The organism is Mycobacterium sp. (genome assembly GCF_035314665.1).
Taxonomy (GTDB): Bacteria; Actinomycetota; Actinomycetes; order Mycobacteriales; family Mycobacteriaceae; genus Mycobacterium.
The window spans coordinates 1-24844 of record NZ_DATFZD010000078.1 but is presented as its reverse complement, the minus strand read 5'-3'; the positions used below and the strand labels follow the sequence as shown (position 1 = coordinate 24844).

At 65.7% G+C, this 24844-nt stretch carries 31 protein-coding genes and 1 pseudogene; 13 read left to right on the top strand and 19 right to left on the bottom strand.

Annotated elements, in window-relative coordinates; translation table 11 throughout:
* Window positions 1-117: 117 nt before the first annotated feature.
* The 3 genes from VKI00_RS05990 (at window position 118) to VKI00_RS05980 (ending at window position 2321) form a co-directional block, all read left to right on the top strand.
* Window positions 118-1326, top strand: a complete 1209-nt coding sequence (locus VKI00_RS05990) for an FAD-dependent oxidoreductase (protein WP_324436088.1) — start codon at window positions 118-120, stop codon at window positions 1324-1326.
* A gap of 63 nt (window positions 1327-1389) precedes the next feature.
* Window positions 1390-1875 (top strand): peroxynitrite isomerase, encoded by a 486-nt coding sequence (locus VKI00_RS05985; RefSeq protein ID WP_324436087.1) that lies wholly within the window; start codon window positions 1390-1392, stop codon window positions 1873-1875.
* 32 nt (window positions 1876-1907) lie between these two features.
* On the top strand, window positions 1908-2321 hold the full coding sequence (locus tag VKI00_RS05980) for a DUF1330 domain-containing protein (protein WP_324436086.1): 414 nt from the start codon (window positions 1908-1910) through the stop codon (window positions 2319-2321).
* 16 nt (window positions 2322-2337) lie between these two features.
* On the opposite strand, the gene VKI00_RS05975 is transcribed toward VKI00_RS05980, so the two are convergent.
* From VKI00_RS05975 to VKI00_RS05965, 3 genes are read right to left on the bottom strand one after another with little or no spacing between them, the layout of a single operon-like run.
* Window positions 2338-3024 (bottom strand): PhzF family phenazine biosynthesis protein, encoded by a 687-nt coding sequence (locus VKI00_RS05975; RefSeq protein ID WP_324436085.1) that lies wholly within the window; start codon window positions 3022-3024, stop codon window positions 2338-2340.
* A 45-nt stretch (window positions 3025-3069) separates the two neighbouring features.
* Window positions 3070-4092 carry an alpha/beta hydrolase gene (locus VKI00_RS05970; protein WP_324436084.1) on the bottom strand — a complete coding sequence of 341 codons (1023 nt, stop codon included), beginning with the start codon at window positions 4090-4092 and terminating at the stop codon, window positions 3070-3072.
* Window positions 4093-4127: 35 nt separating this feature from the next.
* A complete protein-coding gene (locus VKI00_RS05965; protein WP_324436083.1) occupies window positions 4128-5099 on the bottom strand; it encodes a PAC2 family protein in 972 nt (323 codons plus the stop codon).
* Window positions 5100-5320: 221 nt separating this feature from the next.
* Here VKI00_RS05965 and VKI00_RS05960 point away from each other — a divergent pair, with 221 nt between their 5' ends.
* Complete coding sequence (locus VKI00_RS05960; RefSeq protein ID WP_324436082.1) at window positions 5321-6124, top strand: trypsin-like serine peptidase; 804 nt, start codon at window positions 5321-5323, stop codon at window positions 6122-6124.
* Between the two features lie 4 nt (window positions 6125-6128).
* Here the strand turns inward: VKI00_RS05960 and sthA are convergent, their stop codons facing one another.
* Window positions 6129-7544, bottom strand: coding sequence for a Si-specific NAD(P)(+) transhydrogenase (gene sthA / locus VKI00_RS05955; RefSeq protein WP_324436081.1), 1416 nt, complete (start codon window positions 7542-7544; stop codon window positions 6129-6131).
* Between the two features lie 168 nt (window positions 7545-7712).
* On the opposite strand from sthA, the gene VKI00_RS05950 reads away from it, so the two are divergent.
* Window positions 7713-8771 (top strand): DUF4192 domain-containing protein, encoded by a 1059-nt coding sequence (locus VKI00_RS05950; RefSeq protein ID WP_324436080.1) that lies wholly within the window; start codon window positions 7713-7715, stop codon window positions 8769-8771.
* 66 nt (window positions 8772-8837) lie between these two features.
* Here the strand turns inward: VKI00_RS05950 and VKI00_RS05945 are convergent, their stop codons facing one another.
* The 3 genes from VKI00_RS05945 to VKI00_RS05935 all read right to left on the bottom strand — a co-directional run bounded on the left by VKI00_RS05945 (window position 8838) and on the right by VKI00_RS05935 (window position 11184).
* Window positions 8838-9530: a metal-dependent transcriptional regulator gene (locus VKI00_RS05945; protein ID WP_324436079.1), complete on the bottom strand. Its 693-nt coding sequence runs from the start codon at window positions 9528-9530 to the stop codon at window positions 8838-8840.
* A 123-nt stretch (window positions 9531-9653) separates the two neighbouring features.
* Window positions 9654-10643, bottom strand: a complete 990-nt coding sequence (gene sigB / locus VKI00_RS05940; RefSeq protein ID WP_414687126.1) for a sigma-70 family RNA polymerase sigma factor SigB — start codon at window positions 10641-10643, stop codon at window positions 9654-9656.
* A 118-nt stretch (window positions 10644-10761) separates the two neighbouring features.
* The gene (locus VKI00_RS05935) at window positions 10762-11184 is read right to left on the bottom strand and encodes a DUF3099 domain-containing protein (RefSeq protein WP_324436091.1); all 423 of its coding nucleotides are present in this window, start codon (window positions 11182-11184) and stop codon (window positions 10762-10764) included.
* A gap of 42 nt (window positions 11185-11226) precedes the next feature.
* On the opposite strand from VKI00_RS05935, the gene VKI00_RS05930 reads away from it, so the two are divergent.
* Complete coding sequence (locus VKI00_RS05930; protein ID WP_324436077.1) at window positions 11227-11466, top strand: DUF3039 domain-containing protein; 240 nt, start codon at window positions 11227-11229, stop codon at window positions 11464-11466.
* Here the strand turns inward: VKI00_RS05930 and VKI00_RS05925 are convergent.
* Both VKI00_RS05925 and VKI00_RS05920 read right to left on the bottom strand, forming a co-directional pair.
* Entirely contained in the window at window positions 11453-12439 is a 987-nt protein-coding gene (locus tag VKI00_RS05925) for a YihY/virulence factor BrkB family protein (protein WP_324436076.1), read from the bottom strand. The two genes, VKI00_RS05930 and VKI00_RS05925, sit on opposite strands and share 14 nt — an antisense overlap.
* A gap of 62 nt (window positions 12440-12501) precedes the next feature.
* A complete protein-coding gene (locus VKI00_RS05920; RefSeq protein ID WP_324436075.1) occupies window positions 12502-12699 on the bottom strand; it encodes a DUF7455 domain-containing protein in 198 nt (65 codons plus the stop codon).
* 125 nt (window positions 12700-12824) lie between these two features.
* Between VKI00_RS05920 and VKI00_RS05915 the strand changes: the two genes are divergently transcribed.
* Window positions 12825-13196 (top strand): DUF952 domain-containing protein, encoded by a 372-nt coding sequence (locus tag VKI00_RS05915; protein ID WP_324436074.1) that lies wholly within the window; start codon window positions 12825-12827, stop codon window positions 13194-13196.
* Here VKI00_RS05915 and VKI00_RS05910 read toward each other — a convergent pair.
* The 5 genes and pseudogenes from VKI00_RS05910 to ppgK all read right to left on the bottom strand — a co-directional run bounded on the left by VKI00_RS05910 (window position 13139) and on the right by ppgK (window position 17871).
* Window positions 13139-13558, bottom strand: a pseudogene (locus VKI00_RS05910) (RidA family protein). The gene VKI00_RS05915 and the pseudogene VKI00_RS05910 sit on opposite strands and share 58 nt — an antisense overlap.
* Before the next feature lie 59 nt (window positions 13559-13617).
* Window positions 13618-14091: a DUF6636 domain-containing protein gene (locus tag VKI00_RS05905; protein WP_324436073.1), complete on the bottom strand. Its 474-nt coding sequence runs from the start codon at window positions 14089-14091 to the stop codon at window positions 13618-13620.
* A 628-nt stretch (window positions 14092-14719) separates the two neighbouring features.
* Window positions 14720-15070 (bottom strand): hemophore-related protein, encoded by a 351-nt coding sequence (locus tag VKI00_RS05900; RefSeq protein WP_324436072.1) that lies wholly within the window; start codon window positions 15068-15070, stop codon window positions 14720-14722.
* Window positions 15071-15297: 227 nt separating this feature from the next.
* Window positions 15298-16887, bottom strand: coding sequence for an RNA polymerase sigma factor (locus VKI00_RS05895; RefSeq protein ID WP_324436090.1), 1590 nt, complete (start codon window positions 16885-16887; stop codon window positions 15298-15300).
* Window positions 16888-17064: 177 nt separating this feature from the next.
* Window positions 17065-17871 carry a polyphosphate--glucose phosphotransferase gene (gene ppgK / locus VKI00_RS05890; protein ID WP_324436071.1) on the bottom strand — a complete coding sequence of 269 codons (807 nt, stop codon included), beginning with the start codon at window positions 17869-17871 and terminating at the stop codon, window positions 17065-17067.
* A gap of 132 nt (window positions 17872-18003) precedes the next feature.
* Between ppgK and VKI00_RS05885 the strand changes: the two genes are divergently transcribed.
* On the top strand, window positions 18004-18879 hold the full coding sequence (locus VKI00_RS05885) for an inositol monophosphatase family protein (RefSeq protein ID WP_324436070.1): 876 nt from the start codon (window positions 18004-18006) through the stop codon (window positions 18877-18879).
* Window positions 18880-18899: 20 nt separating this feature from the next.
* Here VKI00_RS05885 and cei read toward each other — a convergent pair whose 3' ends face one another.
* Window positions 18900-19547 carry an envelope integrity protein Cei gene (gene cei, locus VKI00_RS05880; protein WP_324436069.1) on the bottom strand — a complete coding sequence of 216 codons (648 nt, stop codon included), beginning with the start codon at window positions 19545-19547 and terminating at the stop codon, window positions 18900-18902.
* Between the two features lie 161 nt (window positions 19548-19708).
* Between cei and VKI00_RS05875 the strand changes: the two genes are divergently transcribed.
* Entirely contained in the window at window positions 19709-20011 is a 303-nt protein-coding gene (locus tag VKI00_RS05875; protein WP_069396609.1) for a DUF4193 domain-containing protein, read from the top strand.
* Between the two features lie 4 nt (window positions 20012-20015).
* Here the strand turns inward: VKI00_RS05875 and VKI00_RS05870 are convergent, their stop codons facing one another.
* Window positions 20016-20492: a DUF3093 domain-containing protein gene (locus VKI00_RS05870; RefSeq protein WP_324436068.1), complete on the bottom strand. Its 477-nt coding sequence runs from the start codon at window positions 20490-20492 to the stop codon at window positions 20016-20018.
* A gap of 25 nt (window positions 20493-20517) precedes the next feature.
* Here VKI00_RS05870 and dut point away from each other — a divergent pair, with 25 nt between their 5' ends.
* Both dut and VKI00_RS05860 read left to right on the top strand, forming a co-directional pair.
* The gene (dut, locus tag VKI00_RS05865) at window positions 20518-20982 is read left to right on the top strand and encodes a dUTP diphosphatase (protein WP_324436067.1); all 465 of its coding nucleotides are present in this window, start codon (window positions 20518-20520) and stop codon (window positions 20980-20982) included.
* Between the two features lie 25 nt (window positions 20983-21007).
* On the top strand, window positions 21008-21805 hold the full coding sequence (locus VKI00_RS05860; protein WP_324436066.1) for a DUF3710 domain-containing protein: 798 nt from the start codon (window positions 21008-21010) through the stop codon (window positions 21803-21805).
* Between the two features lie 103 nt (window positions 21806-21908).
* Here VKI00_RS05860 and VKI00_RS05855 read toward each other — a convergent pair whose 3' ends face one another.
* Complete coding sequence (locus VKI00_RS05855; protein ID WP_324436065.1) at window positions 21909-22613, bottom strand: alpha/beta hydrolase; 705 nt, start codon at window positions 22611-22613, stop codon at window positions 21909-21911.
* Between the two features lie 149 nt (window positions 22614-22762).
* Here VKI00_RS05855 and VKI00_RS05850 point away from each other — a divergent pair, with 149 nt between their 5' ends.
* Window positions 22763-23131 (top strand): OB-fold nucleic acid binding domain-containing protein, encoded by a 369-nt coding sequence (locus VKI00_RS05850; protein ID WP_324436064.1) that lies wholly within the window; start codon window positions 22763-22765, stop codon window positions 23129-23131.
* 55 nt (window positions 23132-23186) lie between these two features.
* Window positions 23187-23855, top strand: coding sequence for a DUF3159 domain-containing protein (locus tag VKI00_RS05845; RefSeq protein ID WP_414687127.1), 669 nt, complete (start codon window positions 23187-23189; stop codon window positions 23853-23855).
* Here the strand turns inward: VKI00_RS05845 and VKI00_RS05840 are convergent.
* Complete coding sequence (locus VKI00_RS05840; RefSeq protein WP_324436063.1) at window positions 23806-24468, bottom strand: TrkA family potassium uptake protein; 663 nt, start codon at window positions 24466-24468, stop codon at window positions 23806-23808. The two genes, VKI00_RS05845 and VKI00_RS05840, sit on opposite strands and share 50 nt — an antisense overlap.
* A 56-nt stretch (window positions 24469-24524) precedes the next feature.
* Window positions 24525-24844, bottom strand: a 320-nt coding sequence (locus VKI00_RS05835; RefSeq protein ID WP_324436062.1) for a TrkA C-terminal domain-containing protein, incomplete at its 5' end; no start/stop codon positions are given.

Below are 24844 nucleotides of genomic sequence, written 5' to 3'. Positions count from 1 at the left end.
GAGCGGCGCTTGTGACCCGCGCCGGCGATGATGCAGAGCGAAGCGATGCTGAGGAGCGGCGCTTGTGACCCGCGCCGGCGACGATGCAGAGCGAAGCGATGCTGAGGAGCGGCGCTTGTGACCCGAGTTCTGCGAACCCAGGTCTGTGTTACCGGCGGAGGTCCCGCGGGCCTGGTTCACGCTCTACTGCTGGCCCGCGCCGGAATCCAGGTCGTTGTCCTGGAAAAGCACAATGACTTTTTGCGCGACTTCCGCGGCGACACTGTGCATCCGACCACCTTGCGGATCATGGACGAGCTGGGATTCATCGATGAGTTCCTGCGTTTACCGCACACCAAAATCACCCGAGTCGCTTTTGACACCGACGGCTCCCTTCGCACTCTCGGTAACTTCAGCGCGCTTAAATGGCTCGGCTTCAAACAGCCCTACATCGCGTTGATGCCGCAATGGGACTTCCTGGACTTCCTCGCTGAAAAGGCAAGTGCCTACCCGGAATTCACCTTGATCCGCAACGCGGAGGTCAAGGACTTGATCTACGACGGCGATCGTGTCGTCGGCGTGCGCACGCCGGAGCTGGAGGTCCGTGCCGAGCTGGTGGTGGGCGCCGACGGGCGCGCATCGGCGGTACGGGCAGCGGCGGGTCTGGAGATCGCCAGCGCGGCCTCCCCGATAGACGTCTTGTGGTTCCGACTGAAGTGGCGTCCGGGCGACCCTCAAGAGCTCTACGGAATAATCCGTAAGGGCCTGATGATGGCCATGATCTACCGGGGTGACTATTGGCAGGTCGCGCATGTAATGCCGAAGGGACAGAATCCGCGAGACGGCTCGCTGGAGGCGTTCAAAGAGCGGCTGGTGTCTGCGCAGCCGAAGTTGCGCGAACACGTTGATGATTTGCACTCCTGGGATGACACCAGCCAACTCGATGTGCGGGTGGATCGGCTCAAGACATGGTGGCGTACGGGCCTGTTGTGCATTGGCGATGCCGCGCACGCCATGTCGCCGGCCGGTGGCGTCGGTATCAACCTCGCGGTCGCTGACGCGGTGGCCGCGGCCAACATCCTCTGTGCTCCGCTGCGCGAAGGTCGGTTGACAAATGCCGACCTCGCTAAGGTGCAGCGCCGGCGCGAGATATCGGCGCGGATCATCCAGGCCGGCCAAGTGTTCATCCAGGACAGAGCGATCCAGCCAAATTTGACCGGTGACCTGTCGCCCATCCAGATCCCGAAGTTCGTCGGGTTCGGTCCGCTGCAGTCCATTCCGCCGATCATTGTCGGTCGGGGCTTCCGTCCGGAGCATGTCCGGACGTCGGACGTACACACTGCCTGACGCGTCGGTGCGGCTCCTCAACGGGCATTCTGGCCCGCATCGTCACCGGACTAAGCTGGCCGGATGGCGCCTGACCTGCATCCCGAACTGCAAGCGCTCGCTCCGTTGCTCGGCATATGGCAAGGACGTGGTTCTGGCAAGTACCCGACAATCGAGCCGTTCGACTATCTCGAGGAAGTCGCGTTTTCTCATGTGGGCAAGCCGTTTTTGGTCTATGGGCAAAAAACCAGTGCCGCGACGGACGGGAAGCCGCTGCATGCCGAGACGGGATATCTTCGCGTACCGCGACCCGGTCACGTTGAACTGGTGCTCGCACACCCGAGCGGCATCACCGAAATCGAGGTGGGTACCTACACTGCCGACGGCACGACGATCGAGCTCGACATGACCGCCTCGACGATCGGTATGACCCCAACCGCCAAAGAGGTGACTGCGCTTGGCCGCCGGTTCCGAGTCGCCGGCGACGAGCTGTCGTATTCGCTGCAGATGGGTGCGGTTGGACAACCGCTGCAAGGCCACCTCGCCGCGCTGTTGCATCGCAAAAACTGAGCCCCAGAGCTCCAAAGTGAGGAGACGACAACGTGGAGGTCGAAAATGCGCTCTACCCAACACATTCCGGCGTCGAAGCATTGATGGCGGACGACTCCGGCCGTCCCGTTGTGATGCTCAACCTGCTCAAGTTCCGGGCGAAGGCGGTCTATGCCGACGGGCGCCCCACTGAGCTGACCGGGCGCCAAGCCTACGATCTGTACGCCGGGCCGATGCAAAAAGTCATCGACGCGGGAGGCGGAAAGGTGTTGTTCGGCGGTGACATCGCGTCGTTGGTGATCGGCGATGTCGCGGATCTGTGGGACACCTGCGTGCTGGTCGAATACCCTACAGCCGCAGCATTTGCCGCGATAGTGACGTCTCCGGAAGTAGCGGAGATCGGCGTCCACCGCGCCGCCGGGCTCGACGGTCAGCTGCTGATCCGCGTCGCCCAGCTGGCGCTATAACACCACGCGGGACGATTCAGACGAAGTGCGTGACGCCGTCGTCGACGACCCGACCGGCCACCTGGACCCAGCCGTGCGGGCTCCAAGTGGTGTGGATCACCGATCCCTTGCCCTGCGTGATGCTCAAGTCGCGGCTGAGATATTCGGTCATTCGCACGGCCGCAGAGCCCGTCGCTTCATCTTCGGTCACACCCAGATTGGCGGCGAACAGCCGCGAGCGCAGCGCTCCGGTCGACTCGTCGCTCCATGCCCACAGGTAGTGCGACACATCGTCGGGAAAGTCGGCGGGGTCGGCGGCCGCGAGCTCGTCGAGCGATTCGAGATCGTGAATGGCAAACGCGGGGGCCCATTCCGCGCGGGCGCTGATCGTCGTCACGTCGTCGTCGTAGCTCACCAGCACAATGCCGGCGGGCACCTGAAGGGTGCGGATCGGTGTACCCCGGGCACGTAACCACCAGGAGGCCCCGACCGTCGGGTGCCCGGCAAACGGCAGTTCGGTGAGTGGGGTGTAGATACGAGCGTGCGCAGTGGTGGATCCAGCGCTCGGCAAATCAACGAAAACCGTTTCGCTGTAGCCCAATTGAGTCGCTATGCGCTGATGCCACTGGATGTCGACGGTGCTGGCGTCGACGACGCCCAGCGGATTGCCGAAATCTCCCGCCGAGTCGGTGAACACCCGCAACACCGTGACATCGAAGCCCATGGGCCCGACCATACGGCCTTGCTTTAAAAGCCGTTAAGGGCCGGGTCAGGTGGCGCTGCGCTCGTCGGAACCCATGGCCTCCAACACGGCTGCCCGGGTGTCCACCGATCCCGAGACGGTTTGCGCGCCGCCTCCGCTGCGGAGCAGCTCGCGCAGGGCGGCCTGGTCGTACTCGGCGGGTTCGGTGGTGTCGATGAAGCGCTGGACGACCTCGATGAAGCGGTCGGGATCGTCGTGGAACGGGAAATGCCCGGAGTGCTCGAAAATCTCCAATTGGGAACCCGGCATCGCGGCGTGCGCCATCCGGGCATGACTGACAGGCACCACCACATCGTCTGTGCCCCAAATGATTTGCACCGGAACGGACTGAGTCAAATAACATCGATCCAGCATGGTGACACTCTGGCCGCGCCAGTCGACGACCGCCCGCAGTGTCCGGGTGAACGCCGCCGAGGCCATCGGCTCCGGCAGGTCGGCCAGCACCCGCAGCACGTCCGGCAGGTCGTGGCCCAGTCCGGTTGATCCCAGCAACATGCCCGCCGCGCGGCCGAGAACCTGCAAAGTCGGCAGCACCAACGGCAGCCGCAGCAACGCCAGCGCCTCGGCGCCCATCGGCAATGAAGCCAGCCGCAGCACAACATTGACGTCCTTGGTGACGCCGCCGGCCCCGACCAGGACCAGCCGTTCTACCAGTTGCGGGAATTGGTAGGCGAACTGCATCGCCACCCCGCCACCAAGTGAGTGACCGACGACGGTGACCCGCTCGATGTCGAGGACGGAAAGCAGATCGCGCATTCCGTTGGCGTACGCCGCGATTGAGTAGTCCGCGCGTGGCTTGTCCGACTGCCCGTGGCCCAGCAGGTCGACGGCGATGACCGTGAACCGCTGCGCGAGCTTGGCTTGAACCGTCTCCCAAGTCGTGGAGTTGTCTCCGATCCCATGGATCAACAGGATCACCGGACCCGTACCGGCGGTCCGGAACGCGCGGCGATACCCGTGGACCGTCCGGAATTGCAGTTGTGGCGTGACCTCTCGCACCGAGCGCAGATTGGGCTTCCGCTGGGCCATGTCGCCAACCTCGCTGTCGGGCCCGGGAGGGGCGCTCAGGTCGGATCGTCGTCGTCGAACTTCTTCTCGGCCTGCTGTGCGAGGAATCGCTCGAACTCCGCGCCGAGTTCGTCGCCGCTAGGCAGATCCTCATCCCGCGTCAGCAGCGACCTGTTCTCCTGAGCGGCAATGAAGGCATCGTACTGTCGCTCCAGCGCAGCCACCACTTGAGCGACCTCCGAGCTGGCCTCAACCTGCTCGTCGACCTTGGCCGCGATCTCGACCGCCGCCTCTTCCAACGCTCGCAACGGCAGCTGCAGCGAACCGGTTTTGGCGACCTGCTCCAGCAATGCCTGGGCCGCGGCCGGATAGTCCGTCTGCGCCAGGTAGTGCGGGACATGCACGGTGAAGCCGACCACCTCGTGACCGTGCTGAGCCATCCGGTATTCCAGCAGGTTCGATGCGCTGCCGGGCACCTGGACCTCGGAGATCCACGGCGTGAAGTCGGCGATCAGCTCGCGGTTGTTGGAGTGAGCCGTCAACGTCACCGGCCGCGTGTGCGGAACGGCCATCGGGATCGTGCCGAGGCCGATGGTCTGTCGCACACCCAGACGCTCCGCCAACAACCGCACCGCGGTGATGAACCGCTCCCACCTCAAGTCCGGCTCCATGCCGGCCAGCAGTAAAAACGGCGTGCCGACACTGTCATGCATGGCGTAGAGGCTGAGCTCTGGGTCGTCGTAGTGGGTGAAGTGGTCGGTCTTGAACGTCATCAGTGGCCGGCGCGACCGATAGTCGAGCAGGTCGTCGATCGCGAACGAGGCCACCAGTTCGGTGTCCAACGTGTCCTTGAGGTGGCCGGCGGCCAGCCGGATCGCATGACCGGCGTCGGAAAAGCCTTCCAAAGCGTGCACCAAGACCGGGCCACGGCCATCCGACGACGACAACTGGGGCGCCGGGAACTCGAGCTCGTACATGCCGTACTGCTCGGGCTGGTAGGGCTGCTCCCTATCGGGTGTGTCGCCCATCGCTGTTGCCTCCTCGCACGGCGCGGTGTGCCGCACCGTGTCAGATAGTGTCTCTCATTCGGCTGCCCGCGGATACCAACCCGGCTGCCAGACCGCCTGCCTTTGTGTTGCAAAACGCGGGCGCTTCCGACCGCATTCCACCCGGTTACCCGTTTCGCGGAGCGCCGAATTTGGCGCGAGCGCGCAGCTCCGCGTCGTCTGATCGGGCATGATCGACAGCGATGCGCATTCTGGCAGCAGCGGTTGGCTCAACCGTCGGCCTGGGCTCGTTACTGGTGGGCTGCGGGCACCAGCCACCTGCTGCACCGGTCACCAGCAAACCCCCGCAAGCCGCGGACCACGTCGTCAGCCCCGCCAACCAGGTCGTCGCCGCGCCGGTGAATCCCGATCCGCGGGTGGGCGCGATTTTCCTCGGCGGCGTCGACCTGCACGCGTGCACCGGCTCGGTGTTGCACTCGGCGGCAGGCGATCTGGTGCTGACCGCCGCGCATTGCCTGGCCGGTGGCCGGGCGACCTTTGTTCTGGGTTTCGCCGGTCAGGCCGCGTCGGGCGATTTCTGGACGCTCGACACGGTGTACCTGGATCCGCGGTGGGTAGCCGCAAAGGATCCGCGGGCCGACTATGCGATCGCTCGGGTCAGCCGCGCCGATGGCACATCGGTCGAAGCAGTGGCCGGTTCGGCGTTCTCGCTCGGTCCTGCACCGGCGAAAGGCAGCCGGGTCAACGTGGTCGCCTACCCTGCCGGCGTCGGCGGCATGCCCGTCGGCTGCCAGGTCAGCACCGGAATGAGCGGCGACGGCTATCCGGAGCTGCCGTGCGCGGGCCTGGCCGACGGCACCAGCGGCGCGCCCTGGATCAGCGGCTCGACAGTCACCGGGGTGATCGGCGGCCTGCACGGCGGCGGCTGCGCAGACAATCTGTCCTTCACGTCGCCGTTCGACCAGCACGTCACCGACCTTTTGGCGCGTGCCGAAGCCGCGGGTCCGGGCGATGTGCCGCCGGCTGGCTTAGACGACCAGTGTTGAGGCTTCAGCAGTCGAACTGGCTGAGTGCGCGCACCTTGTTCATCACGTCCAGCGCGGCGACCTTGTAGGCCTCGGAGAACGTCGGATAGTTGAACACCGCGTCGACCAGGTATTCGACGGTGCCCTGACAACCCATCACGGCCTGGCCGATGTGCACCATCTCGGTGGCGTTGCTGCCGAAAATATGCACCCCGAGCAGCTTCAGGTCGTCGGTGGAGACCAGCAGCTTGAGCATGCCGTAGGAGTCGCCGGCGATCTGGCCGCGGGCCAGTTCGCGATAGCGGGAAACACCCACCTCATAGGGCACTGCGTCCTTGGTGAGCTGCACCTCGGTGGCGCCGACGTAGGAGATCTCCGGGATCGAGTAGATGCCGATCGGCTGCAGCGCGGTCAGGCCGTGCACTGGTTCGCCAAGCGCGTGGCACGCGGCCACCCGGCCCTGGTCCATCGAGGTCGAGGCCAGTGCGGGGAAGCCGATGACGTCGCCGACGGCGTAGATGTGGTCGACCTTGGTCCGGAAGTCCCCGTCGACGAAAATCCGGCCGCGGTTGTCGGCTTCGAGGCCCGCGTTCTCGAGGTCGAGGTGCTCGGTTTGGCCCTGGCGTCCGGCCGAATACATCACCGTCTCGGCCGGGATCTTCTTGCCGCTGGCAAGGTTGGTGACGGTACCTTGCGCGCCGACCTGGACGGTGGTGACCTCTTCGCCGAATCGGAAGGTGACCGCGAGGTCGCGCAGGTGGAAACGCAACGCCTCGATGATCTCGGGATCGCAGAAGTCCAGCATGTCCTGCCGCTTCTCAACGATGGTGACCTTGGTGCCCAGCGCGGCGAACATCGACGCGTACTCGACGCCGATCACGCCTGCGCCGACCACCACCATCGAGGCCGGGATCGATTTGAGGTCGAGGATGCCGTCGGAGTCCAAGACGCGCTGCTCGTCGAATTCCACTCCCTCGGGGCGGGCCGGTTTGGTGCCGGTCGCGATGACGATGTATTCGCCGGTGACCGTGCTGCGTTCACCGCGGGAATGGTCTTCGACCAGCACGGTGTGCTCATCGCGGAACCGGCCCTGTCCGGGAATGAGATCGACCCGGTTACGCATCAGCTGGTTGCGCACCGTTTCCGCTTGTTTGCCGATGACGTGGCTGGTTCGCGACAGCAGGTCGGCCGGTGTGATCTTGTCCTTGACCCGATAGCTCGCGCCGTAGAGCTCGCGTTGGTTCATCCCGGTCAGGTAGAGGACCGCCTCGCGCAACGTCTTCGACGGGATAGTGCCGGTGTTGACGCAGACCCCGCCCAGCATCTGCCGCTGCTCGACGACCGCGACCGATTTGCCCAGCTTGGCCGCCGCGATGGCGGCCTTCTGGCCACCGGGACCCGACCCGATGACGACCATGTCGTATTCCAGCTGCGAACCCATGAGGAAAACATCTACGCCGGTTCCGGGCAGTGCGCACGCCGAGCCAGGCGACATACATGTGAACAATTCGTTCACGAGTTGTCCCCAGATTTGAGTTTGTCCACAGCGCACGCGCGGACCCGTCCGCTCCGCCGTCGGTTGACGGTGCTGATTGCCAGCGTGGGCGCCATGACCAAACAGCGACCTGACTTCGAACTGAATCGCCCCGGCGCGGTGATCGCCGCGCTCCCGGCCGTGCTGGGCTTCGTGCCGGAGAAATCGCTGGTGCTGATATCGATCGACGACGGCGAACTGGGGTCGGTAATGCGGGTCGACCTCTCCGAGGCGCTGGCTGACCGGATCGGGCCGCTGGCGGAGGTCGCCTCGGCCGCCGGCCCCGAGGCTGCCATCGCGGTCATCGTCGACGCCGACGGCGCCGGCTGCCCGATGTGCAACGAGGATTACCGCGACCTGTGCGCGACGCTCACCGAAGAGCTGTCGCAGCGCGACATCGTGGTGTGGGCCGCACACGTGGTGGACCGGGTGGCCGCCGGGGGCCGCTGGCACTGCGTGGATGGCTGCGGTGCGGGCGGCGTCATCGACGACCCGTCCGCGTCGCCGCTGGCGGTGGCGGCGGTATTCGACGGCCGTCGGCTGTATGCGCGCCGCGCCGACCTGCAGGCGGTCATCGCGGTCGATGAGCGGGCCGCAAGCGCGGTGCTGGCCGGCCTGATCGACGACCATGCCGCCTCGCGCGACGCCGCCCATCGTGCCGATCCTGCTGCCTGCGTCCGCCGCGACGTCGAGGCCGCCATGGCCGCCGCCGCGCGAGTTGGCGAGGGAGAACAGCTCTCCGATGCGGAACTGGCCGGCCTGGCCTGCGCGCTGGGCGATGTGGAGGTGCGTGACACGCTGTACGCCCTGGCGGTCGGGCAGAGTGCGGGGGAGGCCGAGTCGTTGTGGGCGCTGCTGTCGCGCAGCCTGCCCACGCCGTGGCGGGTGGAGGCGCTGGTGCTGGTCGCGTTCAGCGCCTACGTCCGCGGCGACGGCCCATTGGCGGGGGTGTCGCTGGAGGCCGCGCTGCGCTGCCAACCCGGCCACCGGATGGCCGCCATGCTCGACACGGCGCTGCAGTCGGGCCTACGGCCTGAGCACATCCGCGAACTGGCTCTTACCGGTTACCGGCTGGCCGAGCGGCTCGGCGTGCGCCTGCCGCCTCGTCGGGCATTCCGCCGACGAGCCGTCTGAGACCCGGGGCCTAAACCGATGGCGCCGCTCCTCCTCGGGCCGTTCCGGCCCGCATCGTCGCCGGCGCTAGACTTTTTCGACCTTGACGGCGTGAGCCATCTCATGCGGCAGGCTCACGTTCTCGTGACCCGGTATCACGATCGTCACGCCGCCTGCCGGGTTGGTTTCGACGGTGACCCGGGCGTTCGGAACGACGCCGGCGTCCTTGAGACGGGTGATCAAGTCGATGTCGCCCTGCACGTGTTCGGCGAGCTGACGAACGACCACTGCGACGGGTGATCCGGCCGGCAACTCCGTCAACCGCACCAGATTTGGCTCCTCGTCGCCGAATCCGGGCCCGACACCCAAATCCAACAGCCCCGGAATCGGGTTGCCGAATGGCGAAGTCGTCGGGTTGTTGAGGACTTGCACCAACCGACGCTCGACATCTTCGCTCATCACGTGCTCCCACCGGCAAGCCTCGGCGTGCACTTCTTCCCACGGCAATCCGATGACATCGACCAGCAGCCGCTCAGCGAGCCGGTGCTTGCGCATCACCGAGATGGCCAAAGCGCGGCCCTTGTCGGTCAGCTCGAGATGGCGGTCGCCGGCAACGTGCAGCAGCCCGTCGCGCTCCATGCGCGATACGGTCTGGCTGACCGTGGGCCCGCTCTGGTCAAGCCGTTCGGCGATCCGGGCACGCAGCGGAGTGACGCCCTCTTCCTCGAGGTCGTAAATGGTCCGCAGGTACATCTCGGTGGTATCAACCAGGTCGTTCATTCCGCACCCTCCATTGCCGCTGAGTCTACTTGTCCAGCTGCGTGAATGGTCCGCTAACACTCCAGCACGCAGTATGCCCGCCGCTCGCGCGACGGGCATACCGATCCGTGTTGATCTGGGCCGTTAGCTGGCGTAGGACCGCAGTCGGTCGGCCCGATCACCGTTGCGGAGCTTCTGCATAACCTCGCGCTCGATTTGGCGAACCCGCTCGCGGGACAGGCCGAACAGCTTGCCGATCTGGTCAAGCGTGCGGGGCTGTCCATCGTCGAGCCCGAAGCGCAACCGGATCACCTGATGCTCGCGCTCGTCGAGAGTGGCCAACACCGTGCGGATGTCGGTGTGCAGCAGTTCGGCGATCACCGCGTTCTCGGCGGACATCGCTTCGGCGTCCTCGATGAAGTCACCCAGCGGCGCCTCTTCTTCGGATCCGACCGGCATGTCGAGGCTCACCGGGTCGCGGCTGTGCTCGAGCAGGTCGTTGATCTTCTCGACCGGAATGCCCGACTCGGCGGCGAGCTCCTCGTCAGTGGCTTCACGGCCGAGGTTCTGATGCATCTCGCGCTTGATTCGCGCCAGCTTGTTCACCTGCTCAACCAAGTGAACCGGCAGCCGGATGGTGCGGCTCTGGTCGGCCATACCCCGGGTGATAGCCTGCCGGATCCACCAGGTCGCGTAGGTCGAGAACTTGAATCCCTTTGTGTAGTCGAACTTTTCCATCGCGCGGATCAGACCCAGGTTGCCTTCCTGGATGAGGTCCAGCAGCGGCATACCCCGGCCGGTGTAGCGCTTTGCCAACGACACCACCAACCGCAGGTTCGCCTCCAGCAGGTGGCCTCGCGCCGCTTGGCCGTCGCGGACCACAGCCGCCAGGTCGCGTTTGCGGTTCTCGCCGAGGCGCTTGCGGGTCTCGAGCAGATGCTGGGCGTACAGGCCGGCCTCGATGCGCTTGGCGAGCTCGACCTCGTCGGCTGCATTGAGCAATGCCGTTTTGCCGATCCCGTTCAGATAGACGCGCACCAGGTCCGCGGCTGGGCTCTGAGCATCCAGATCGCTGTCAACCCGGCTTGTGGTGGCATTTGCCATGGCGGCCTCCTGATAGGCGTGAGCTGTCATGGAGTACAACGACGTACTTGGGTCAGGAGTTCCCACGGAGCCGCCATCTCACACCCGTTGACGTGCGCGAATGTCCACGCGGACTGAGAATGTGCTGAGAAGCGGGTGCGGCAGCGGGTTATTCGGAACCGTCAACTTCGGCGGGCGGCGATTCGGGTTGCGGCGCTGGGCGACTGTAGCGCTCGAGGGCCGGGCGTTCGGCGGTGGGGAAAAGTGGGGTGCGCCGCGTGACCGCGTCGAATCGCCGGGGTTCGTCGGCGCGGAGCGGCGGTCGATCGTTGGCGATCAGCACCGCCATCCACGGCAGCGGGACAGAGGCGGCGATGATCAGCAGCGAGATCAGACCGTTGTGCCACATGCCATATGCGAATGCGGCCAGTATTAGCGCCGGAATTCGGAAGGCCATCAGCGTCAGGTATTTCCGCACCCGCTGGCGGTGCTGCACCTCATAGGAGGGCGCGGCCGCCGTGATCAGTACCGGCCGACCGTCGTCGTCGAAACCCAGCTCAGGGCCGCGCTTCATTTCTCTACTGTTCCACACTTCTGCGACGCCGTCGAAGGTGGTTCCGGCACAATATGTGACATGCAAACCCAGACGATCGAACGCACCGAGACCGACGAACGCGTCGACGACGGGACCGACAGCGATACCCCTAAGTACTTCCACTACGTGAAGAAGGACAAGATCGCTGAGAGTGCCGTGATCGGTACGCACGTCGTGGCGCTGTGCGGCGAGGTGTTCCCGGTGACGAAGGCGGCCAAGCCGGGCTCACCGGTCTGCCCGGACTGCAAGCGGATTTACGAGACGCTCAAGAAGAGCTGACCGGGTCGGCGCCGGCGTAGCGCGATGCGTCCGCTCCGCCCTCGGAGTCGTCGGCGTCGTCAGCCTTGGTGCGTGCTACCAGCCACCGCCGCAGCCGATGGGCATGGGTGCGCGGGGCCGGCCACTCCTCCTGGATGGCGGCATTGAACTCCGCGCCCAGCATGATGGCGAAGCCCGCGAAAAAAGCGAACAGAAGAAACGCGATCGGTGTGGCGAGTGCGCCGTAGGTGTAGCCGGTGCCGGTGATGTACCTCAGGTAGATCCGCAGGCCCAGCGTCGCGATCACGAAGACCACGCTGGCCAGTGCGGCACCGAAGATCAGCCGGTGCGACGGCAGCGGTTCGGGTAACGCCACGCGATACAGAATGACCACGGTGACGATCAGGCCGGTGAGCAACGCCGGGTAATAGCCGTAGGCCAGCACATCCTGCAGGCCGTCGGGTATGAGCTCGGCGATCTTGCGCGGGCCGCGCACCATCAGCGGCGCGGTGACGATCAAAAAGAGCAGCATCACCACGTACAACATCAGCGCGAACAGCCGCTGGCGTACCGGATGGCGCAGCGGAGTCTGGTCGTGGGCTTCGACCACCGAATCGACAAACGCGGAAATCGCCGAGGATCCTGCCCACAGTGAAATCAAAAAGCCCAGGGACACCACTTCGCCGCGGGCACCCCGGTCGATGTCGGCGATGGTCGGCTCGATGATTTCGTGGACCACGCTCGCGGAGAACACCTTGTTCGACATCGACACCAAATGATGTTCGATCACCGCCATGGTGTCCGGTCCGAATAGCGGAGCCACGTAAGCCAGGCTGCCCAGCATTCCTAACAGCAGCGGCGGCAGCGACAGCGCCGACCAGAACGCGGCCTGCGCGGACTCCGAGAAGATCGAGTCGTCCCAACTCTTCGTTAGCGCCCGCCGAGTGATGCGCCAGATGTGACGGCGCGACGGCTTCACGATGCGGTCGCTCATAACCCGTTCAGGATTCCTGACGATCGTCGCTGGCGCCAGGATTGCAGGTGGCGAGTCGTGTGTTAAGAGTCCAGCGGGACTGCGCTGGACTCCAGCACGGCCGACTGATCGATCAACTTCGCCTCGTGCTCGTTGGCGTGGTGCTGGCAGAAGAGAAGCTCCGCGCCTGAAGTCAGCTTGGCGCGTACGCGGGCGGCAGCGCCGCACCGATCGCACCGATCAGCTCTGGTTAACTCTGGAGTGGTCAACGTCGCGTTCATGGCTACTCCTTCTGGCCGTAATCCACTGTCTCAGATGTCAACGCTTTTGGCCGTCTCCACCACGCGTTTACCCGCTGTGTCGTTTCTCACGCCTGTGCGCTTGGCGCATGGGGCAGGATGGCGGTATGGGCCACCCTCCGGCGGTGCTGCTGCACCTGATTTCCTCCGAGGAGTGGTCGTCCGCCAGGACCCAAGCCGAACTGCGGCCCGAGTCGCTGCGCAGCGCCGGATTCGTCCACTTTTCGACGCCCGAGCAGGTACATCTGCCTGCCAACCGCCTTTACCGCGGTCGTGACGACCTGGTCTTGCTGCACGTTGATCCGGCCCGTTTGGCGGCACCCATCCGTTGGGAATCGGGGGTGGCAACGGATCCGGAATCGATGCTGTTCCCGCATTTGTATGGGGCGCTGCCGGTTACTGCTGTGATCAAGGTCACCAGCTACCGCCCGGGCGCTGACGGCATATTCCCGCCAGTCGGTGAATCGGCCGCCGAGTAGGCGTCCGCTTCGATCTCCACCAACAACTCCGGCGCTATCAGCGCGGCGACCTCGACCATGGTGGCCGCGGGCCGGATCTCCCCGAAGACCTCGCGGTGGACTGCCGCGACCTCACGTCAACGGGATATGTCGGTCACGTAGATGCGGGTGCGGACCACATCGCTGAGCAGCGCTCCTGCTTGATTGAGAGCGATCTCGACGCGGCGCAACGCTTCTCGAGTCTGGGCGCCGATGTCATCAGCCGGTCCCGGGCCGGTTGTCCCGGCTACGGCGATGTGTGGACCGACCCGGACCGCGCGGGAATAGCCGACGGTCGACTCGAAATCGGATCCGGACGAGATAAGGATGCGGTTGACCGACATCCGGCCAAGTTAGGTCAGCGGCATCGGCTGCGCAGCCGAATTTCCTGTCGCGCGGACCGTCAGCCGATCTGGTAGGAGCCAGGCGACATGTAGAAGAAGTGGCCGCTGCTCGAGTCGGTGCACTTCATCGCCGAGGGCTCGGCGGTGCAGCTGAAGGTGCCAGAAGACAGCGTCTGCCCGTCGGCGAGCACCTGCTCGCCCTGCACGTGCAGGGTGTCGTTATGACAGTCCATCGTGACGCCGCTGCTGGTGAGCCCGAAGCGGTCACCCCACGCGGAGTGCTGGGCGCACGGCGGTGGCGGCGTGGAGATCGTGTAGGCGCGGTTGCCGATCTCGCAGGCCGCGCCGCCGCTGCTCAGGTTGCAAGACACGTTTCCCGCGGAGTTCTGGAATTGGTAATTCTGCGCCGGCGCGGGCGACGGCGAGGGTGATGGTGCGGGGTTTGGCGGGCCGCCGGCGTACGCGGTTGCGGGGAATCCGATCATCGCGACTGCCGATACCATCGACATCGCCTGAATTGCTGTCATTTTCATGGCATTTGCTCGCATTCTGTTGGGACACTTGTCCTTTGATAGGGATTGGCCCGAATGGCGCCGACGGGCGCCGGCAATTTGATTGCGACGGGCAGCTTCTGCTGGTTTGATCGGACACCTCCGCCAGCCCCCGAGAACAGTGTCGGAGCCAGAAACGGCTCTGACCTTGCGCGTTGAATTATTCTCCGGTGTTTGCATGAATGGCGCACATTCATCCAACTTGGGCAAAGAATCGCCAATTCGGGCCCGACGCGCGTAGCGTCGAATCTTCACGCCAAAGCCACCCAGCATCGACGTAAGCCTTCTCTTGCGGCTTAGCCTGCGCCAGCAGACCCGCCACGTCGCTGAAACTGTTCCCGTTCGGGCCCGCCGCCGCGTTGATGTCGTCGTAGGTGGGGGCCAGCGTTTCGTGGCCTGCTGCAAGCTCGCCAACACCGCGGGGCGGAAGCAGCCAAATAACGTCTGAGTGGCGAACATGTTTACGTCGGAAGACATTTCGCTGTAGAGCGTTCCGGCTGTTTCCCCGATCTGCTCCGGATCGTCGGATACGACGGCGCTGCGGTACTTCGCCAAAAGCCTCCGTCTCGGGATTTGACCACCCCTGGGCAAGTTTGCCGGACGACGGTCCTCAGAAGTTGTTGCAGGTGTTGGCAACTTGCAGGACAGCTCCGACGTACTGCTGAAAGTACGGCTGAGATTGTGGCTTGCTCTCCAGCTCCTCGACTATCTGCTGGCGCTGATCCGGCGAGGATGCGAGGAATCCACGCAACACGGCCTGGGCCGTCGGCGACCCCGACAGTGCTGCGGCAGCTGGCGGCGATTGGGCATTCAGCGCCGATACCACCTGCGAGTAATTGCACGTGGTGTTGATGACCGGACTCAAATCGGGATCTGCGGAGGCGACGCCGACCCCAGGGGTCAACAACAATGCCGGAGCACCAACTGCGGCAAGCAGTCTGGTCAACGAGAGCGTGCCCATTTGTGGCGACCTTCCAATTAACGCAGCGCCCAACCCGAAAGGGCGACGACATCAGCGTAGTGGATTTGATGAGGGGAGTGCCGGAGTCTCGGCATGCCCGGCGCAGGTCACGGCTGGGGAGCTGCGAAAGGAGTCTTCCGTCATGACCGCGCCAGCACTGCTGCCCGGGAAGGGGCGACCCGTAGACAGTGGTTGACGTCGGTCAGAACGATGGATCGGGGTGTCGGTCAGTCCAGGTAGTCGCGCAGGACCTGCGAACGGCTGGGGTGGCGCAACTTCGACATCGTCTTCGACTCGATCTGGCGGATGCGTTCGCGGGTGACGCCGTACACCTGGCCGATCTCGTCGAGCGTGCGGGGCTGGCCGTCGGTCAGGCCGAAGCGCAGCCGCACCACACCGGCCTCGCGCTCCGAGAGTGTCTCCAGCACCGACTGCAGCTGGTCTTGCAGCAAAGTGAACGACACGGCGTCGACGGCCACCACCGCTTCGCTGTCCTCGATAAAGTCGCCGAGCTGGCTGTCGCCCTCATCGCCGATGGTCTGATCCAGCGAGATCGGCTCGCGGGCGTACTGCTGGATCTCGAGCACCTTCTCCGGGGTGATGTCCATTTCCTTGGCCAGCTCTTCAGGCGTGGGCTCGCGGCCCAGATCCTGCAGCAGCTCACGCTGAATGCGGCCCAGCTTGTTGATCACCTCGACCATGTGCACCGGGATGCGGATCGTGCGGGCCTGGTCGGCCATGGCGCGGGTGATCGCCTGGCGGATCCACCAGGTCGCATAGGTGGAGAACTTGTAACCCTTGGTGTAGTCGAACTTCTCGACCGCGCGGATCAGGCCCAGGTTGCCTTCCTGGATCAGGTCGAGAAACGCCATGCCGCGGCCGGTGTAGCGCTTGGCCAGCGACACGACAAGCCGCAGGTTCGCTTCCAGCAGGTGGTTTTTCGCGCGGTCGCCGTCGCGGCAGATCCACGCCATGTCACGGCGCTGGGCGGCAGGTAACTTCTCGCCGCGATCGCTCAGCTCGACCATCAGCTGGGTGGCGTAGAGGCCTGCCTCGATCCGCTTGGCCAGCTCGACCTCTTCTTCGGCGTTGAGCAGGGCCACCTTGCCGATTTGCTTGAGGTAGGCGCGAACCGAGTCCGCCGATGCAGTGAGTTCGGCGTCCTTGCGAGCTTGGCGCAACGCCTCGGACTCGTCTTCGTCCCAGACGAAATCGCCTGAAGCTTTGTCTTTTTCGCTCGGCTCGACGATCTCCTCTTCGTCCGCCACCTCCGCGTTGGCTACTTTTTTCTTCGCGCCGGCTTCGGCGCCTTCCCCGGTTTCGGCCTCGTCGGCTTCGGCTTCGGTATCGTCACCGTCGGGCACCTCGTCCTCGAGGTCCTCGAGGACGAGGTCTTCGGTCTCGAGGTCGATCTCTTCGACGGCCTCGGCTTCGATGTCCGGTTCACCGTCGAGCTCATCGATTTCCTCGACCTCGAGCTCATCCGTCACGACCTCCACGTCATTGGGAGCATCGATCGACGTTGCTTTCTTTGCCCGGCCGCGGCCAGGCTCCGCCTTGGCGGCAGCGCTCTTGGTCGCGGTGCGCGTCTTGGCTGCGGCGTCGGTGGTGGCTTTCGCGGACTTCGCCGGGGCCTTAGCGGCGCGCGTGGCCGTCTTCGGCGGGGCCTTTGCTGCGGTCTTGGTCGCCCGTCGGGTGGGGGCCGCGCCGTTGGCAGACTTGGCCGTCGATCCTTTTGCCCCGGCGGGGGCGGGGGATTTGGCGGCGGTGCGCTTCACCGGCTCCTCGGTTGCCGGTCGTGCTTTGGTCGCTGCCACGTAAACCCCTTCGGTAGGACTCACTTCCGGTGCTCTAGGGCACGCTCAACCGGAAATATCGGCTATGTCAGATGTCGGCGTCGAGTATCAGGGTGGATATTCGCCGCTCTCGGTCGGGCGGCTGCCGGAGACCATTGTAACGACAGCTCGGCAATACCCCCGCCGCAGCGCGCAATTTCAGTGCGTCACGTCGCTGGTCGCCGCCATCGCCGCGCCGACGATTCCCGCGGTGTTCTGCAGGGCGGCGGGAACCACCGGAGTGCGGTTTTCCAGCAGCGGCACCCACTTGTCGGCCTTGCGACTGATCCCGCCGCCGGCGATGAACAGTTGCGGCCACATGACGTTCTCGATAGCAACCAGCACCTTCGTCACCCGCTTGGCCCACTTTTCGTAGCTCAGGCCCTCGTTGTCCTTGACCGACGACGCGGCCAGGTGCTCGGCTTCCTTGCCATCGACCTCGAGGTGTCCGAACTCGGTGTTGGGCAGCAAGATCCCGTTGTGAATGACCGCCGACCCAATTCCGGTCCCGAATGTGAGCAGGACCACGACGCCGGTGGAGTCTTTGCCCGCCCCGTAGCGCTCTTCTGCCAGTCCGGCCGCGTCGGCGTCGTTGAGGACCACGATCTGCTGGCCGTTCAATTGCGAGCTGATGATGTCTTGGGCGTTGGTTCCGATCCAGGATTTGTCGACGTTGGCCGCGGTCCGGACAGTCCCTTCGGTCACGACACCCGGGTAGGTCACCCCGAGCGGGCCCGACCAGTCGAACTCGTTCACCACCGCGGCGATCGTCTTCGCGACGGCGGCCGGCGTGGCCGGCTGGGGTGTCAACAACTTGAACCGGTCACCGACGAGCTGCCCGGTGTCCAGGTCGACGAGTCCGCCCTTGATCCCGCTGCCGCCAACATCGACGCCGAAGCCCCGACGCGGCGGTGTGCCGGACACATCTTTCCCGGGGGCGTCGCTAGTCGAGTCGGTAGCGGTCATCGAATCTCCTCGGCGAGACTTGGCTGTTCGCCCACACCCTAATCGGTAGCTGAGCGGTTGGCTGGCCTGTTCCGCGGTCGTTTCCCAACTGCCCGCCGGATGGTACCGCGGCGGCTGTGATGCGATGGACCGGTGAGCAGGCTAGAGAACGAACCGGCGCACCTGCGTTGGGTGGCCGAGACGTTGGCCGGCGAAGCGGCCGCGTTCGTCCGGCGTCGTCGAGGCGAGGTGTTCGGCCCCGACGCGCCCACCGAGGGCAACGCTGCGGTGCGAACAAAGACGACCCCGACCGACCCGGTGACCGTCGTCGACACCGAGACCGAACGGCTATTGCGGGATCGGTTGGCGCAGTTGCGATCCGGCGACCCGGTGCTGGGCGAAGAAATCGGCGGACCTGCCGATCCGGCGGCCAGCGCAGCCGGCGCCGTCACCTGGGTGCTTGACCCGATCGATGGCACGGTGAACTTCGTCTACGGGATTCCGGCCTATTCGGTGTCGGTGGCAGCCCAGGTCGACGGTGTCTCGGTGGCGGGCGCGGTCGCCGACGTGATGGGCGGGCGGGTGTACTCGGCCGCGGCCGGGCTGGGCGCACACGTCATCGACGACGAAGGCACCCATCCGCTGCGGTGCACCGCGGTCGACGATTTGTCGATGGCGTTGGTGGGCACCGGCTTCGCATACTCCACGCGACGCCGCAGCGTTCAGGCGGCACTGGTGGCCAAGATCCTGCCAGTGGTCCGCGATGTGCGTCGGATCGGCTCTGCCGCAATGGATTTGTGCATGGTTGCGGCGGGCAGGCTGGACGCCTACTACGAGCACGGCCTGCATGTCTGGGACTCTGCGGCCGGGGCACTGATCGCTGCCGAGGCGGGCGCCCGGGTGGTGTTGCCCGAGCCCGGCGATCCGGACAGTACCGCTGCTCTGGTCGTCGCCGCGGCGCCCGGAATCGCCGACCAATTACTCGCCGCCCTGGAACGATTCGACGGCCTGGCGCCGATCCCGGGGTGATCGGTCCAGCGGCCCGGCGGTCAGCAGGTGCCCGTGTGGATCTTCAACAGCAGCGCGGAGTCGGCCGGCTCAGCGCCTGGGCGCAGGCCGGCGAGCACGGCGTCGATGTCGTCGCTGTGAACCAGCGAACTGAACTCGGTGCCGAGGACCATGTCGACGGAATCGTCGGTGCGGTCATCGTGGTATAGCTCGGCGCACGGGACTACCAGCCACACCGCGGCCGCCCCGGCCTGGCCGGCATCGCCGAAGCGGATCTGGCCCTGACAGTTCAGCCTGGCGTGGGCATAAATCGGATCGTTGGCGGCGGTCGGCTGCGCGAAACCCAGGTCTTTCAGTGCCCCGGCGATCTCAGCGGCCTGACCGCCCCGCCCGCTGGCGTTCAGGACGCGGATCTTGGCATCGGCGAGTTTGGCGGGCGCGACATTGATCATCGTGCTGCGCGACACCGGCGTGCCCAGGTGCGGCTGCGCTGGATCGGCCTGCGGCGGCGGCGGGTTGCACGCTGCGGCCTCATGGACCTCGGGCGGACGGGTCAGGGCGATTGTCCACACCACCGCGGAGGCCACCAGCAGCACGACCAGCAGGACGATCGCGGGCCGGGCGTTGCGGCGGCGAAACGGTCGGCCGTGCTTGTCGAAAGCAGTACCCTCAGTGATTTGCGCGACCACGTACGCACTCTAAACGCGATGTTTAGGGCGAGCTAGCGGGGTCAAACCCGCAGTGTGACGTAAATCACACTTGAATACCTGGGTAGACGGGCACGAATCGTTTGGTGGATGCGTTCGACGCTGGTACAAAGCTTTGCTTGAGGTTACGAGGGGACACGATGATGGCTACCGATTACGACGCCCCACGGCGCACCGAAACCGACGACGTTTCCGAGGATTCCCTAGAGGAACTCAAAGCACGGCGGAACGAAGCGGCATCGGCGGTGGTTGACGTCGACGAATCAGAGTCCGCCGAATCTTTCGAGCTGCCCGGTGCCGACCTGTCCGGTGAAGAGCTTTCCGTCCGCGTCATTCCCAAGCAGGCCGACGAGTTCACCTGCTCGAGCTGCTTTCTGGTGCAACACCGCAGTCGGCTGGCCAGCGAGAAAAACGGCGTGATGATCTGTACCGACTGCGCGGCCTGATCGGTCAGCTGCGCAATGCCGACAGCACCCGCTCCGGGTGACGGCAGCTCACCAGCCAATATGGCGTCGGGTCATCGACGTCGTCCAAAACGAGCAGCACCATCGGGCCGACCCAGCCTCGGTGCACCACGTAGGCCGCAGGGTCGAGTTGACGTCCCAGCGCCGCGGATTTGGCCGACCGGGGGATCTCTGCGCATCGGGCGACCACGGTGACCGGCAGATGCGCCTCGCCGGCCCACAATTCGACTCCGCCGTCACCGGCGGTGACCCGGATCTCGATGCGGCCCAGCCACAGCAGCGCCCCGGTGGCAACCACGAACAACAACGCGAACGGCAGCCAGCGCGGAATGCTCGGCACGCCCTGGTTGACTTCCAGAGCGATCACCACCGCCGGTGCGAAACCCAGTGGCCACCACCACCACGGCACCCACAAGCGCTCGCGATACCGCACGGTTTGCGGCGCGACTCGCGTACCTGACACGCGGTCAAGGGTAGTCTGTGGCCCCGTGTCGACCAGTCTGGCGATTGTTCGCCTTGACCCCGAACTTCCGCTGCCCACCCGAGCCCACGACGGTGACGCCGGCGTCGATCTGTTCAGCGCCGAAGACGTCGAGCTGGCACCCGGACATCGTGCGCTGGTGCGGACCGGGATCGCGGTCGCCATTCCGTTCGGAATGGTCGGTTTGGTGCACCCGCGATCTGGATTGGCTGCGCGGGCAGGGCTTTCGATCGTCAACAGCCCGGGCACCATCGATGCCGGCTACCGCGGCGAGATCAAGGTGTCCCTGATCAATCTCGACCCCGCGACGCCGATCGTTGTGCATCGCGGCGACCGTATCGCCCAATTGTTGGTGCAGCGCGTTGAGTTGGTTGAACTGGTCGAGGTGTCGTCGTTCGATGAGGCAGGGCTGGCCGACACTTCCCGAGGCGACGGTGGCCACGGCTCCTCTGGCGGACACTCGAGTCTGTGAGCGATGAGAAGGGGCGGCGCCTGTAATGGCTTTCGGTAGACGCAAACCCAAAGACGAGCCGGCCGACGAGTCGGGAGCCAAGGACGCTCCAGAAGCACCCGCACGCAGGAAACCGGAAGAGCCGGCCCCGAACGCGATGGCCGACGACATGGAGGGCCCGTTCGACATCGAGGATTTCGACGACGCGACGGCCGCCGCGGCGGGCCGCCTCGACCTGGGTTCGGTGCTGCTGCCGATGCCCGCGTCGGCCCAGCTGCAAGTCGAGCTGACCGAGACCGGCATCCCGAGCGCGGTTTGGGTGGTTACGCCCAACGGTCGTTTCACCGTCGCTGCTTACGCGGCGCCCAAGACCGGCGGTTTGTGGCGTGAGGTGGCCGGTGAGCTGGCCGACTCGCTGCGCAACGACGGGGCCGCGGTGAGCATCCAGGATGGTCGCTGGGGCCGAGAGGTGGTCGGCACCGCGACCGGCGTGGTGCGGTTCATCGGGGTCGACGGCTACCGCTGGATGATCCGTTGCGTCGTGAACAGCTCGGCCGAGAGCATCGATGCGTTGACCGATGAGGCACGGGAAGCGTTGGTGGACACAGTCGTTCGCCGTGGCGATACTCCGTTACCGGTTCGCACGCCATTGCCCGTGGAACTTCCCGAACCGATGGCGTCGCAGCTGCGAGAGGCGGCGGCCGCGCAGGGCGCGCCGGGCGGACAGCCGGTTGCGCCGCCGGACCCTGACGTCGACGCGGAAGGCGAGCCATCCGAGCCGACCGAACGCCGCAGCGCCTCCGGATCGGCGATGCAGCAGTTGCGCAGCAACAGCGGCGGCTAGCCCAGCTGACGATGCGGGCCGGTACGGCCCGAGGAGGAAGCGGGCAATTAGGCCCGCCCAGCTGACGATGCGGGCCGGTACGGCCCGAGGAGGAAGCGGGCAATTAGGCGTGCGCGGCTTCCAGCGCTGCCAAACAGGCGGCGCCAAGTGCGGCGGGATCGGCGCCGATCTGATCCAGCGTCACCGTGCGCAACACTGCGTGCGGTGCGGCGGCGGCCCACTCCAGCCCGATTTCGAGGGGATGAATCGGGTCGTCTGTGGCCGCGGCGACGCCCATCGGCACCGACAGCCGTTGTAGCTGCGCGCGGGTGGGCGCGACATAGGTTGCCGCTTCTTCCATCGCATCGGGTAGATGCGGCCACTGGCTGCGCCATGACCGGGTCAGCTCGTCGGCCAGCCACGGCGGGCTAGACGCCCGCATCTGCATGGTCGTTGCGGCCAGACCGTCGTGGCGCAGTTGCTGCGCAGAGTGGCGTGCCGCGATGGCGGCCGGAGCGTCGCCGGGCGGACCGGTCCAGGGCGGCAGCGCGGCCAACACGGCCACCGCTCGGTCGGGATGCTCGAGAGCCCAAACAGCGGCCACCGCCGCGCCGATCGAAACACCGCCGACGGCGATCGGACCGCGGCTCGCGGCGTCGTCCAAGGCGGTCAGGTAGCTGTCGATCAAGTGATTTGGCTGTGGCCGCGGCGCCAGGACCCGCGCGCCGGCGTCGCTTAGCGGCCGTGAGAATGCTCGGGTGATGTAGTCGTCGTCGGACCCGGTTCCCGGCAGCAAGACGGTCGTCACCCCGTCCAGGTCGATAGCCACACCTAAATATTGCTCCGCGATATTTGCCCGGATCGGTTCTGGGTATTCACGAAAGGTACTGCAGGACCTCGTAGCGGCCGGGAACTAACCGGTCTACGGTGTCCGTTGGCGTGGGAGGATTAGCTTCTACAGGACGGTCAGGAGAGGCCATGGCGACGGAAAGTTATCTGCGCCGGCTGACTCGCCGGCTGACGGAGGACCCCGAGCAGCGCGACGCGGAGAAGTTGTCCGACGAGGCGGTCAACACGGGCGCGCAGCGCGCCATCGACTGTGAGCGCGGGCAGGAGGTCACCATGGTCGGAACGCTGCGCTGCGTGGAAACGAATGCCAAGGGTTGCGCCGACGGCGTTCGCGCCGAGCTTTTCGACGGCACCGACACCGTGACGCTGGTGTGGTTGGGGCAACGGCGGATTCCCGGAATCGACTCGGGCCGCACGCTACGAGTGCACGGCCGGCTCGGCACCCTGGAGAACGGCGGCAAGGCGATTTACAACCCGCACTACGAAATTCAGCGGTGAACGCCTAGTGAACGGTGCCACGGAAGAAGCCAGCGATATGACTCCGGCCGCCGAGATCGACGCTCCGTCTGTGACTCCGGCCGAGCGGGTGATGGCGCAGCTGGGTGGCGTGTCGGGGATGATCTACTCCTCGCTGCCGGTTCTGGTCTTCGTTGGCACCTCGAGGCTGCTGGGTTTGTCGGCGGCAGTCGGTGCGGCCCTCGGCATCGCGACCCTCATCCTGCTGTGGCGGCTGATTCGGCGCGAGTCCACGCAGCCGGCGGTGTCCGGACTCATCGGCGTCGCTGTCTGCGCACTGATCGCCTATCTGCTGGGGGAGTCCAAGGGCTATTTTCTGCTGGGTATCTGGACGTCGTTGTTGTGGGCGGCGGTATTCGGGGTGTCAATCCTGATCCGGCGCCCGGTTGTCGGCTACATCTGGAGCTGGCTGGGCGGCCACGGTCGTGCCTGGCGTGACGTGCGCCGCGCGGTCTATGCCTTCGATATCGCCACGCTTACCTGGGTGGTGGTCTTCGGCGCCCGCTTCGTGGTGCAGCACTTGCTCTATCAATCCGACCACACTGGTTGGCTCGTGGTGGCGCGGATTTCGATGGGCTGGCCGCTGACCGCTGCGGCGGCATTGGTGACTTACCTGGCGATCAGGGTGGCGCAGCGCGCTCTGGAGACGACGACCGTCAGTGCAGCGGCAGCAACAGCTGACGCAGTTCCTCCTCCGCCTCGGTGACGGCCACAAACAGCAACTCGTCGCCGCCTTCCAGCGGCTCGTCGTCTTGCGGCACGATCACCCTGGGCCCCCGCAGGATCGTCACCAGCGCGGCGTCCCGGGGTAGCTGCAACTTCCGCACCGGCTTGCCGCCCCACGGCGTGTCGTCGGGCAGCGTGATCTCGACCAAGTTGGCCTGACCACTTCGGAACTCCATCAGCCGCACCAGGTCTCCGACCGCGACGGCCTCCTCGATCAAGGACGCCAACATCCGCGGGGTGGACACCGCCCAGTCGACGCCCCAGGCGTCGGTGAACAGCCATTCGTTGCGGGGATCGTTGACCCGGGCCACCACCCGGGGCACCGCGAACTCGGTCTTGGCCAGCAAGCTGAACACCACGTTCGCCTTGTCGTCGCCGGTGGCCGCCACCGCGACGTCGAATTCTTCTAGGCGTATCGACTGCAGCATGCTCATCTCGCAGGCGTCGCCGAGCCGCCAGTTCGCGGCCTTGATGGCATCGACGTCGATGTGCGCGGGGTTGCGCTCGATCAGCGAGACGTCGTGACCATTTTCCAGCAGTTCGCGGGCGACCGAGCGGCCCACCGCGCCGGCTCCGGCAATAGCAACCTTCATTGGCGCCGCTCCTCCTCATCGCTGCGCTCTGCATCGTCGTCGGCGCGCTTCATTGGCTAGAGGTCCTCGGTAGGCGGCAACGCGGCGATGGCCATGGCCTCTGCCACGCGGCCGGATATGGCGGCGAGATACACCTGATCGCCGGCTTGGATGACGGTTTTCGGTTCCGGAAGTATGCCGGTACCGAACCGGATCAGGAACGCCGCCCGAGCGCCGGTGGCCGTCTCCAAATCCGTGGCCCGGTGGCCGACCCAATCCTCATGTAGCACGACCTCGACGACGGCGACGGTGCCGGTCGGGTCTCGCCACTTGGTGGTCTCGGTGTCGCGGGTGAGCGCGTTGAGTAGCCGATCGGTGGTCCAGGGCACGGTGGCAA